Here is a 12,418-nt window from a genome sequence, read left to right as displayed (position 1 = left end):
CCGGCGCTCGGGAGGCGTACCACGCCATGGATGAGGACGCCGAGGTCATCCCGGGGCCGATCGGCGATGCGGCGGACAACGTCATCGTCGCCGACGATCCGAAGGCCGGCGAGCGCTACGACGGCAGCGGCGGACGGGACACGCTGCTCCTCGAGACCGGTACGACCGCAACCATCGAGGTCGACTACGTCACGGGCCGGATGGAGGTCGACCGGATCCGCTCCCTCGTCTCCGGCTTCGAGGGCTTCGCCTACGAGGGGACGGCGGCCGTGGACTTCGTCGGCGGCGACGGTGCGGAGAGCATCACCACCGGCTCGGGCAACGACACCATCTTCGCAGGGGCGGGCGACGACACGATCCGCTCGCGCGATGGTGACGACTCGGTCCACGGCACCTACGGCGACGACGACATCCGGCTTGGCAACGGCAACGATTCGGCGATCGGCAGCTACGCGGACGACACGATCCTCGGTGAGGCCGGCAACGACTCCATCCACGGCGGCTTCGACGACGACCTCCTCGAGGGGGGCGACGGCGACGACAGCATCCGCGGCGGCTACGATCAGGACACGCTGGAGGGGGGCGGCGGAAACGACCTCCTCGACGGCGAGGCGGGCAACGACGTCCTTAGGGGCGATGCCTCCAACGACACGCTTCTCGGCGGCGCGGGCGAGGACACGCTGGACGGCGGCGGGTCCGCCGATCAGATCTTCGGGGGCACCGGCGACGACCTCGTCCTGGGCGACAACGGCGCCGACACGCTGAGCGGCGACGACGGCGACGACACGCTGAAGGGCGGGGCCGCCGAGGACCGGCTGCTCGGCGGCCTCGGCAACGACGATCTCGACGGGGAGAGCGGCCTCGACACGCTCTACGGCGGCGACGGGGACGATACGCTGCGGGCCGGCGGCGACGCCGGCGAGCGGCTCTATGGCGAGGACGGCGACGACGTCTTCGTGAAGTCCGCCGACGCCGGGCCGAACGGGGTCACGTGGGACGGCGGCTTCGGCAGCGACACGCTGGAGTGGTCGGTCGCCGGGGCCAGTGCCGCGGCCGGCTGGTCGGCGAACCTCGAAGCCGGGCGGATCGACCTCAACGGCGTTCGCTACGACCGGCTGATCAACATCGAGAACATCACCATCTTCCACGACGCGCCGGTGATCGGCAGCAGCGGCAACAACGTCATCCTGGCGATCGGCACCTTCGACAACGTGCTGACCGGCGGCGGCGGCGAGGACACGATCGACGGCGGGGCCGGGAACGACACCATCCACGGCGGCGGCGGGCCGAGCCTGCTCCTCGGCGGCAGCGGCAACGACTCGATCGTCGGCGGCGCAGACCGCGACACCGTCGACGGCGGCTCGGGCAACGACACGGTGGTCGGCAGCGCCTTCCGCGCCGCGGACGAGTACGGCGGCGGCTCCGGCGACGACGTGCTCATCAAGAATGCCGGGACGGGCGCCGCCTCGTCGACCTGGGACGGCGGGGACGGGGTCGACACGCTGGTGTGGTCGGCCATCGACCTCGACGTGGACGCCCACTGGGCGGTGCACCTGACGGCCGGCTACATCCAGTACCAGGGCGACACCCGCGACGTGCTGCGGGGGATCGAGAACGTCACCGTCTACAACGGCGCGACGCTGATCGGCAGCGCGGGCGACAACACGCTGACCAGCATCGGCGACTACGATTCGACGCTCGCCGGCGGGGCCGGCAACGACAGCCTCGACGCCGGCGGCGGCGACGACGCGATGGTCGGCGGCCCCGGCAACGACACGCTGAACGGCGGCGCCGGCAATGACACGATGGACGGCGGCGACGGGGACGACACCTATGTCGTCGCCGCGGCCGGCGACACCATCATCGAGAGCTCCGGCAACGATACGGTCCAGACCTACCGCGACTTCACGCTGACGAGCGATCTCGAGAACCTGACGCTCCTGGGCTCGGTGATCGCCGGGACGGGGACGGACGTCGCCAACGTCATCATCGGCAACGCCGAGGCCAACATCCTCAGCGGGCTCGGCGGCAACGACAGCCTCGTCGGCAACAGCGGCAACGACACCATCGAGGGCGGGAGCGGGAACGATACGCTGGACGGCGGCGCCGGGGTGGACAGCATGACGGGCGGCACGGGGGACGACACCTACGTCGTCGGCCTGCCCGAGGACATCGCCGTGGAGAAGCCGGGCGAGGGGAACGACACGGTCGTCACCTACGTCGACAACGTCACGCTGGCGGAGAACTTCGAGCGCCTCGAGCTCGCCGGCAACGCGATCACCGGGAGCGGCAACGCGGCGAACAACCTGATCGTCGGCAACGGCAGCGGCAACGTCCTGCGCGGCCTCGGCGGCAACGACACGCTGATCGGCGGGGCCGGCAACGACACGCTGGACGGCGGAGAGGGGTTCAACACGCTGGAAGGCGGCTCCGGAGACGACCGCTACATCATGACGCTCGCGACCGACAGCGTCGTGGAGGCGGCCTCGGACGGGCGGGACACCATCGCCGCCTACTTCAACTTCACGCTGGGCGACCACTTCGAGCGGCTGGAGCTCTTCGGCAACGCCACGCAGGGCATCGGCAACGCCCTCGACAACACGATCCTCGGCAATGCCCGGGACAATACGCTGACGGGCAAGGACGGCGACGACTACATCGTCGGCCGCGACGGCGACGACACGCTGAACGGCAACGACGGCAACGACAGCATGATCGGCGGCACGGGGAACGACACCTACACCGTCGCGGTCGCCGGCGATCGGATCACGGAGAACGCCGGGGAGGGGACGGACCTCGTCCTCGCCTATCTCGACTACACGCTGGGCGACAATCTCGAGAACCTGACCATCCGCGGGTCCGGTCCGCGCCGGGGCATCGGCAACACGCTGGACAACGTGTTGACGGGCAACGACGCGAGCAACGACCTCCAGGGCCTCGACGGAAGCGACACCCTGACCGGCGGCGGCGGCGACGACACGCTGAACGGCGGCAGCGGCCACGACACGATGACCGGAGGCACCGGCAACGACGAGTATGTGGTCGCCGCCAGCGGCGACCTCGTCGTGGAAGCGAGCGGCGAAGGGACGGACCATGTCCTCTCCTACATGCCGAGCTACACGCTGCCCGCCAACGTCGAGAACCTGACCCTGGGGTCGGGGCGTCCGGTGGGGACCGGCAACGGCCTCGCCAACGTGATCCAGGGCAACAGCGACGCGAACCGCCTCTACGGGGCCGGCGGCGGCGATTCCATCTCGGGCGGCGGCGGCGACGATACGCTGATGGGCGATGAGGGCAACGACACGCTGGTCGGCAACTCCGGCCAGGACCGGATCACGCTCGGCAAGGGGGCGGACACGATCCGCTACATCTCCTACGGCGATTCCGGCAACACGCCCGAGACGCGGGACATCATCGTCGACTTCACCCGGGCCGACCACGACAGGATCGACATGTCCGCGCTCGACGCGGACCGGACCCGGAGCGGCAACCAGGCGTTCGACTTCATCGGCACCGCGGAGATCACCGAGCCGGGCCAGATGAACTATTACAGCTTCGGCAACACGTCGATCCTCTACGTCAACGTCGACAGCGACCCCGAGATCGAATTGCAGATGAAGTTCAACAACGTCGTCTACCTGACCGGAACCGACTTCATCCTCTGATCCCGCCTGACGGCCGACCAAGGCCGCAGACCGTCGCCCTCGCCGAGGTCACAGCCCCGCGCGTGACCGGCGGGCGCGCGCCACAGCCTCGACCCATCTTCGTCGCCTAGCCTCCGTCCCGGGTCGCGAGGGGGCCCGGCGGTGCGTCATGGCGTACCGCCGGGCGCTCTCCCGGCTCGCAGCGACCGAGGTCCGTCGGGCCGCCCTTCGCCGCCGGCGCCACGCCGCGGGCGGGGTCGGGCTCGGCGTCCCGGGGCGATGGGGGGCGGGTCCGACGCGATCCGCCGTGCCGAAGGCGCGATGCCGCCGGCACGGACGAGGCGTGACCGGCTTTGGCCGCGCGGCGCACCCACCCGTCCTCCGGGCGGCCCTCCAACAACAGAGCGCCGGAGAGGCGCTGCCCATTTTCCGAGGTGTGCGCCGACGCCCGCAGGTCATCGACCGGTGGCAGCGGCGCGGGGACAGGACATGCGCCGATGACGCTCATCCACACGGGGGTGGAGACGATCGACCCTGGCCCGGGCCCGGGGGGGCGGGAAGGCGGCGCCGACCCCGGCACGGGTACAGGCACGGGCCTCGTCGTGCTCGACCTCGGCCCGGCGGACCCCTACTTCGCCTCGCAGTATCACCTCGCCAACGGCGCCGGCGGGCAGCGCGACCTCAACCTCTTCTCCGGGGGCGCGTCGGTCTGGGACGACTATACCGGCGCGGGCGTGCGCGTCGCGCTGATTGACGACGGGGTCGACTACCTGCACCCGGACCTCTTTCCGAACTACGATTTCAGCCTCGAGGTCGCCGGGGTCGACGGCTATCACCCGGACCGCGACGGGGCTCACGGCACCGCCGTCGCCGGCATCATCGCGGCCCAGCGCAACCAGACCGGCGCGGTCGGCATCGCGCACGAGGCAACGCTGGTGTCGATGCCCGCCATCCCGGCCTCCGACCTCTCCGGCGACGGTCTCGCGGCCGGGCCGACGATCTCGCTCCGGGACGCGTTCGCCAACTTCGCGAACTACGACGTCGTCAACAACAGCTGGGGCTACGTCACGCCGTTCTACGATTCGGCCTTCAACGCCCGGCAGGCGGAGCTTCACGCGACACTCGCCGACGTCGTCGCGGAGGGACGGGACGGGCTCGGCGGCATCATCGTGAAGTCGGCCGGCAACGGGCGTGGCTCGCTCGACAATACGGCGGGGTCGTGGACCACCGCGTCGTGGGGCACGATCGCGGTGGCGGCGGTGGAGCGGGACGGGCGCGTCTCCAGCTATTCCACCGAAGGGGCGAGCGTCCTCGTCTCCGCCTTCGGCGGGCCGGTGCCGGGCGACGTGGTGACGACCGACCGCACCGGGCACCTCGGCTACAACCGCGCGACCGTCGGCGACGAGGTGACGAGCGGCTTCAACGGTACCTCGGCGGCGGCGCCGATGGTCTCCGGTGTCGCGGCGCTGATGCTGGAGGCCAATCCGGACCTCGGCTACCGCGACGTGCAGACGATCCTCGCCGCCACCGCCGTCCATACCGGCGCGGACAGCTTCGACGGCAGCGGCCTCACCGGGGCGGAGCGCTACCAGTGGGACTGGAACGGCGCCGACGGCTGGAACGGCGGCGGGTTCCACTTCTCCGAGGACTACGGCTTCGGCCTCGTCGACGTGCTCGCCGCCGTCCGCCTCGCCGAGAGCTGGACCGGCACCGGCACGTGGGAGAGCCGCGCGCTGGTGGAGGGCGTCGCGGCGAACGAGGGGAGCGTAGCGATCACCGACCTCGCCACCGTGACGATGACGTTCGATGTCGCCGAGACCATCGCGGTGGAGCGCGTCGCGATCGACCTCGGACTGAGTCACACCTGGCTCAGCGACCTCGAGATCCAGCTCACCTCGCCGGACGGCACCGTGAGCGAGCTGATGCGCGACAACTTCGGCAGTGCCGACGCGACGGACTACGGCGCCCGCGACCTCACGCTGGCCAGCAACGCCTTCCTCGGCGAACTGAGCGCGGGGACATGGACCCTGACGATCACCGACGACTACCTCGGCGATTCCGGCACGGCGTCCAACGCCGCGCTCTCCATCGTCGGCCATGACGCGACGGACGACGTCTACATATACACCGAGGAGTATGCGGACTTCGCCGGCGGTCCGGGCCGGCGCGCGCTGACGGACACGGACGGCGGCATCGACGAGATCAACGCCGCCGCCGTCTTCAGCGACAGCGTGATCAGTCTGGTCGCCGGCGCCATCGGCCGCATCGACGGCGTGACGTTCAGCCTCGCCGCCGACGCGGCGATCGAGAACGCCACGTCGGGGGACGGCGACGATCTCCTCACCGGCAACGCGCTCGGCAACCGCCTTTCCGGCGGGCGCGGCGACGACACGCTCGACGGCGGGGCCGGGACCGACACGCTGATCGGCGGCGCCGGGGACGACCGCTACATCGTCGACCAGCCGGGCGACCGGGTGATCGAGCGCGCGGACGAGGGCATCGACACCATCGAGACCGCCCTCAACATCACGCTGCCGGCGAACGTGGAGCGTGTGATCCTGCGCGGCGCGGCGTGGTCGGTGCAGGGCTCGTCCGCCGACAACACGATGATCGGCAACGCGGCCTGCAACCGGATCACCGGCCGGGCGGGCGATGACTACCTCACCAGCCACGACGGTGACGACACGCTGGACGGGGGCGGCGGGGCCGACACCATGATCGGCGGCGCCGGTGACGACCGCTACACCGTCAGCAATGCCGGCGACGTGGTGCGCGAGACCGTTGGCGAGGGCTTCGACACCGTGCGCAGCTACATCAGCTTCACGCTGGGGGACGACGTGGAGCGGCTGGAGCTGCTGAAGTCGGCGCTCAACGGATCGGGCAACGACCTTGCCAACTCGCTCGTCGGCAACAGCTTCGGGAACATGCTGAACGGCCTCGGCGGGCAGGACCATATCCGCGGCGAGGCGGGCGACGACACGATCAGCGGCGGCGCCGGCGACGACACGATGATCGGCGGCACCGGTGACGACACCTACATCGTCGGCCTGCGCAGCGACGTCGTGGTCGAGGAGACGGGCGCCGGCTACGACACCGTCGTCAGCTACGCCGGGACCTTCCGCCTCGACGACAATGTGGAGCGGATGGAGCTGCGCTCCGGCGCACAGGTCGGCTACGGCAACGACCTTCGCAACACGATGATCGGCAACGGGGCCGGCAATGCGCTCTATGGCGAGGGCGGCGGCGACCGGCTGTTCGGGGAGGGGGGCCGCGACACGCTGGTGGGCGGTGCCGGCGACGACACGCTGAACGGCGGTGCCGGATCGGACTACTACGTGCTGGGCGAGGGCGCGGACCGGGTGGTGATCGGCGCGGGCGACTCCGGCTACGGGTTCAGCCGGCGCGACATGATCCGCGACTTCACCTCGGGGGAGGACGTCATCGACCTCTCGGCACTCGACGCCGATGCCGGCGTCGCCGGCAACCAGGCGTTCCGCTTCTTCGGCGGCACGGCCGCCCCCGGCGCCGGAGAGGTCGGCGCGGTGGTCTACGGCGACGCGCTCATCGTCAGCGTCAACTTGGACGACGACGCGGCGATCGAGCTGCAGCTCCAGCTCAACGGGGTCGACCACATCACGGCGTCGGACTTCATTCTGTAGGGGGGCTGACTGTAGTGCCTGCCGGAACGTGGCGGCCGCGAGGCAGGGACCGCGGCGGCGGGAAGGCGGGCGACCCGTGGCCGCCCGCCCGTCCGGTTACTCCGCCGACGGGGCGGCGCCGGGCACCGGGGCGGCGTTGCCACGCCGCTCGACCGTGCGCTTGTTGTTGCTGACCGTGTCACCCAGCCACTGGAACATCACGTAGAGGCCCGGGATGAACACGATGCCGATGCAGGTGGCCGCGAACATGCCGCCGAGCACCGTCGTGCCGAGCACGAAGCGCGACACAGCGCCCGCGCCCGTCGCCGTCACCAGCGGGACCACGCCGAGGATGAAGGCGAAAGCCGTCATCAGCACCGCGCGGAAACGCATCTCGGCGGCCTGCCGCGCCGCTTCCACGCGGGTGTGGTTGGCCTCCCGCGCCTCCTTGGCGAACTCCACGATCAGAATGGCGTTCTTGGCCGCCAGACCGACGAGGAGCACGAGGCCGATCTGGACGTAGACGTTGAGGGCGATGCCGAAGGCGGAGATGGCGGCGACCGCGCCGAGTGCCGCGATCGTCACCGACCCCAGCACCGCGAACGGGTTCATCCAGCTCTCGTAGAGGCCGACCAGGAAGAGGTAGCCGAAGAGCACCGACAGGCCCAGCAGGATGCCGAGGGCGTTGCCCTGCTGCGCCGACTGGTAGGACATGCTCGACCAGGAGAAGCCGAAGCCCTCCGGCAGCGTCTTGGCCGAGATCTCCTCCATCGCCTCCATGGCCTGGCCGTCCGAATAGCCGGCTGCGGCGCTGCCGTTCACGGCGGCGGAGATGAACTGGTTGTACCGGAACGAGAGGTCCGGGCCGAGCGTGTACCTCGGCTCCACCAGTGTGGAGATCGGCACCATGTTGCCGTCCGTCGAGCGCACGTACATCTGGTTCAGGTCGGCGAGGTTCTTGCGGAACTGCGCATCGGCCTGGATGTTCACCTGGAACACGCGCCCCAGGTAGGTGAAGTTGTTGATGTACTGCGAGCCGAGCTGGGCCTGGAGCGTCTCGTAGAGCGCCGAGATCGGCACGTTGAGGCTCTGCGCCTTGGCACGGTCGACGTCCAGGTAGATCTGCGGGATGTCGGCAGAGTAGCTGGAGTAGGCGCGGCCGATGCGCGGGTCCTGGTTGGCGGCCACCAGCAGGGAGCGCAGGGCTTCCGTCAGCTCCTGCGGGGTCTGCCCGCTGAAGCCCTGGAGGCGGTAGTCGAAGCCGGCCGCGGCGCCGAGGCCGGGGATCGGCGGCGGCGGGAAGGCGAAGACGTTCGCCTCCGGGATCGCCGCGAACTTCTCGTTCAGGCTCGCGTAGATCGACTTCAGGCTGAGCTCGGGCGTCGTGCGCTGGTCCCACGGATCCATCACGATGACCGCGAGGCCCGAGCCGGAGCTCGGCGCGCCGGTCAGGAGGCTGTAGCCCGCCACGGTGATGACGTTCGCGATGCCCGGATGCGAGTTGGCGATGTCGGTCACCTGCTGCATCACTTCGAGCGAGCGGGGGAGGGCGGCGCCGGCGGGAAGCGACACGTCGACGAACAGCGCGCCCTGGTCCTCGTTCGGGATGAACGCGCCCGGCGTCCGCTCGATGAGGATGCCCGACGCGATGCCGGCCGCCAGGATCGCGATGCCGGCGATCAGCGAGCGGCGGGCGATGGCGCTGACGAGGCCGACATAGCCGTTACGCACCTTGTCGAGCCCGCGGTCGAACAGCGCGAGCGGCAGCACCTTCTTGGTCGCCGGGTTGAGCACCAGGGCGCAGATCGCCGGCGACAGCGTCAGGGCGTTGATCGAGGAGATGAACACCGCTGCCGAGATGGTGACCGCGAACTGGCGGAAGAGCTCGCCGGTGATCCCGGGGAAGAAGGCGACCGGACCGAAGAGGGCGAAGAGGACGAGGGTGGTCGAGATGATCGGCCCCTGCACCTGTCGCATCGCCTCGAGGGTGGCCTCGCGTCTGTCCTTGCCCTCTTCCTCCATGATGCGGGACACGTTCTCGACCACAACGATGGCGTCGTCGACGACGAGGCCGATGGCGAGCACCACCGCGAACAGGCTGATGGTATTGGCCGAGAATCCGAATGCCGCGAGCACCAGGAACACGCCGATCAGCGACACCGGAATAGTCGCCGCCGGGATGATCGTCGCCCTCAGGTTCCCCAGGAAGACGAAGGTCACGATCATGACGATCACGGCGGTGATGCCGAGCGTCATGATGATTTCGTTGATCGACGCGGAGACGAAGAGGGTGGAGTCGTAGACGACTTCGTACTTGAGGCCGCTGGGGAAGCGCTGGGAAAGCGTCTCCATCTGCGCCCGCACGTTCTTCATCACCTCGAGCGCGTTCGCGCCCGGAGCCTGGTAGATCGCGACGGAGGCGGCCGGCTTGTTGTTCAGCTTGGAGATCGACGAATAGGTCTGCGCGCCGAGCTCGATGCGGGCGACGTCGCGCAGGCGCACGATGGCGCCGTCGCTGCCGGTCCGCACGATGATGTTGCCGAACGCCGTCGGGTCGGGGAGCTGGCCCTGGCTGGTGACGGTGTACTGGACGACCTGCGAGTCGCCGATCGGCGGACCGCCGATGGTGCCGAGCGAGGCCTGGATGTTCTCCGCCTGGATCGCGCTGCCGATGTCCGAGGTCGAGAGGCCGACGGCGGCGAGCTTGATCGGGTCGAGCCAGACACGCATCGAGTAGTCGAGGCCGCCGAGGAGGGTGGCCTCGCCGACGCCGTTGATGCGCGACAGCGGGTCGCGCACGTTGATGGTCGTGTAGTTCGAAATGTAGATCGGATCGAACGAGTCATCCGGCGAGAACACGTTGATCACGCCCAGCATGTTGGTCGACTGGGCCTGGGTGCTGACGCCGAGGGCCTGCACCGTCGACGGCAGCGTCGCGAGCGCCTGGGAGACGCGGTTCTGCGTGTTCACCTGGGCGATATCGGGGTCGGTGCCGATGTCGAAGGTGACGCTCAGGGTGTAGGTGCCGGAGGAGGAGGACGTCGAGGACATGTAGATCATGTCCTTCACGCCGTTGACCTGCTCCTCGATCGGACCGCCGACCGTGTCGGCGATGGTCTCAGAATCGGCGCCCGGGTAGGACGCGGTGACCTGCACCACCGGCGGGGTGATGTCGGGGAACTGGGCCACCGGCATCGAGTAGAGCGCGAGCGCGCCCGCGATGGTGAGGACGAGCGAGATGACGATCGCGAGTCGCGGCCGTTCGACGAAGACCTTCGAGATCATTGGGCGCTGGCCGGAGTAGAGGAGGACGCGTCGTTACCGCTCGCGGGGGCCGCGCTGCCGCCCGAGCTGTCGGCCGAGCCGCTGCTGTCGGTCGCGCCGGCGCTGTCGCTCGCGGCGCTGGGACCGGCGCTGTCGCCGGACGTGTCCGAACCGCTGCCGCTCGTGCTCGCCGGGGCGGAGGATGTGTTCCCGCTCGCGGGTGCCGGGGCGCTCGTCGTCGAGGTGCCGCCGGATGCGGCCGGCGCGGTGCCGGAGCCGCCGCTCGCGGGCGCGGTGCCGGACGAACTGCCGGCGCCCGGCGATGTGCTGGCGGCGCTGGAGGTCGAGTCGCCCGGCTGGGTCGGCTTCGCCGGCGTCGGCGTCACCTCGATGCCGGGGCGAACCTTCTGCAGGCCCTGGACGATCACCGTTTCACCGGCGGTCAGGCCCTTGGTGACCGGGAAGCCGTTCTCGATCTGGCCGGCGGTCTCGATGCGCCGCACCTCGGCCTTGTTGTCGCTGTCGATGACGAAGACGTAGCGCCCCTGCTGGTCCTGAAGGACCGCGGAGACCGGCACGATCGGCAGAAGCTGCCCCTGAGCCTGCTTCACCACGACGTTGACGAAGGCGCCGGGCAGGAGAACCCCGTCCGGGTTCGGGAAGTCGGCGTAGATGACCAGCGTGCCGGTCGCGGCGTCGATCTGGTTGCTGGCGAAGGTGATCTTGCCGTCGTGACCGTAGGCAGTGCCGCCCGGCAGGATGATCTCGGGGGTGAAGCCGGCGACGTTGGGGACGGTCTGCCCCCTGTCGGACTTCGTGAACCCGGCCTGCGCGATCCTGGTGAACAGCGTCTCCGGGATCGAGAAGGCGACGCGGATCGGGTCGATCTGGACCACCGTCGCGATCGTCCCGCTCTGGGTGTTCACGAGGTTGCCCTCGGTGATCGAGACGACGCCGGTGCGCCCGTCGATCGGCGAGATGATGTCGGTGTAGCTGAGGTTCAGTTCGGCTGTCTGGACCTGGGCCTTGGCCTGCTCGATGGCGGCCTGCGCCTCCTGGACGTTCGCCGCGGCGACGTCGCGGTTGGCCTGGGCGTCGTCGGCCTGCGCCTGGCTTGCGACGTCACGCTGCAGGAGGTTCTTCTGCCGCGCGAGGACGACGTCGGCGTTCTTGAGCTTCGCCTGGGTGCCGACGAGCGTGGCGTTGGCCGACGCGAGCTGGCCCTGCGCGGCGGCCAGCTGCGCCTGGTACGGCGCCTTCTCGATCCCGATCAGGAGGTCGTTCTTCTTGACCGTCGACCCTTCCTTGAAATTGATCTGCTCGAGGAAGCCCTCGACGCGGGCGACGAGGTTTACCGACTGGATCGCCTGGACGCGGCCGACGAAGCGGTCGCTCCGCGAGACGTCCTGTTCGGCGATCGGCGCGACCACCACCGCGGGCGGCGCGGCGTTGCCTTGCTGCGCGAAGGCCGGGCCGGCGGCGTTCACACTCATGATGATCGCGACGGACAGGGCCTGCCATCGCGGGACGCGGGCAAGCACGGCGACGGACGACGGTCGAAATTTCATGTGGCGGCTCAATCGAACACTGCGGGGTTGGTTACGACGCCGCGCCCAAGGGATGGGATTGGCCCCTGCAGGTCACACTGCAGATCTGACCTACGTGTGACAACCCGAAGCGAATCTCGCGCGCAAACATTTGACATGATTCACCCATCCTTAGGCCGGAGTTCGTGTGAGGCGACGTTCGTGGTGTGACGTGCGGACCGGTCTGCGGCGAGGATGCGGCCTGCCGTCGTCCATTGGAGGACGGGCGGTGGATGCACGGGTTCGAGTTGCGTCTCCGTTAATCCCCGCGCAGTCTTCATTACAC

The 12,418-nt window shown here is 69.6% G+C and carries 4 protein-coding genes; 2 read left to right on the top strand and 2 right to left on the bottom strand.

Features of this window, described 5'->3' with window-relative positions; genetic code table 11:
• Positions 1 to 26: 26 nt before the first annotated feature.
• Positions 27 to 3,665, top strand: coding sequence for a calcium-binding protein (locus DLJ53_RS20615; protein WP_111348708.1), 3,639 nt, complete (start codon positions 27 to 29; stop codon positions 3,663 to 3,665).
• A 476-nt stretch (positions 3,666 to 4,141) separates the two neighbouring features.
• Positions 4,142 to 7,303, top strand: coding sequence for a S8 family serine peptidase (locus tag DLJ53_RS20610; RefSeq protein WP_111348706.1), 3,162 nt, complete (start codon positions 4,142 to 4,144; stop codon positions 7,301 to 7,303).
• Positions 7,304 to 7,399: 96 nt separating this feature from the next.
• Here the strand turns inward: DLJ53_RS20610 and DLJ53_RS20605 are convergent, their stop codons facing one another.
• On the bottom strand, positions 7,400 to 10,567 hold the full coding sequence (locus tag DLJ53_RS20605; protein ID WP_111348705.1) for an efflux RND transporter permease subunit: 3,168 nt from the start codon (positions 10,565 to 10,567) through the stop codon (positions 7,400 to 7,402).
• The gene (locus DLJ53_RS20600; RefSeq protein WP_111348703.1) at positions 10,564 to 12,114 is read right to left on the bottom strand and encodes an efflux RND transporter periplasmic adaptor subunit; all 1,551 of its coding nucleotides are present in this window, start codon (positions 12,112 to 12,114) and stop codon (positions 10,564 to 10,566) included. Before DLJ53_RS20600 ends, DLJ53_RS20605 begins: the two co-directional genes overlap by 4 nt.
• Positions 12,115 to 12,418 lie beyond the last annotated feature (304 nt).

Origin of the sequence: Acuticoccus sediminis (assembly GCF_003258595.1) — a bacterium.
In the GTDB taxonomy this organism is placed as follows: Bacteria; Pseudomonadota; Alphaproteobacteria; order Rhizobiales; family Amorphaceae; genus Acuticoccus; species Acuticoccus sediminis.
This window is presented reverse-complemented; position numbering and strand designations above follow the sequence as displayed.

Bases quoted from the DNA above. Each gene is read 5' to 3' on its own strand.
- DLJ53_RS20615 (WP_111348708.1), top strand. From the start codon at position 27: ATGGATGAGGACGCCGAGGTCATCCCGGGGCCGATCGGCGATGCGGCG.
- DLJ53_RS20610 (WP_111348706.1), top strand. From the start codon at position 4,142: ATGACGCTCATCCACACGGGGGTGGAGACGATCGACCCTGGCCCGGGC.
- DLJ53_RS20605 (WP_111348705.1), bottom strand. From the start codon at position 10,567: ATGATCTCGAAGGTCTTCGTCGAACGGCCGCGACTCGCGATCGTCATC.
- DLJ53_RS20600 (WP_111348703.1), bottom strand. From the start codon at position 12,114: ATGAAATTTCGACCGTCGTCCGTCGCCGTGCTTGCCCGCGTCCCGCGA.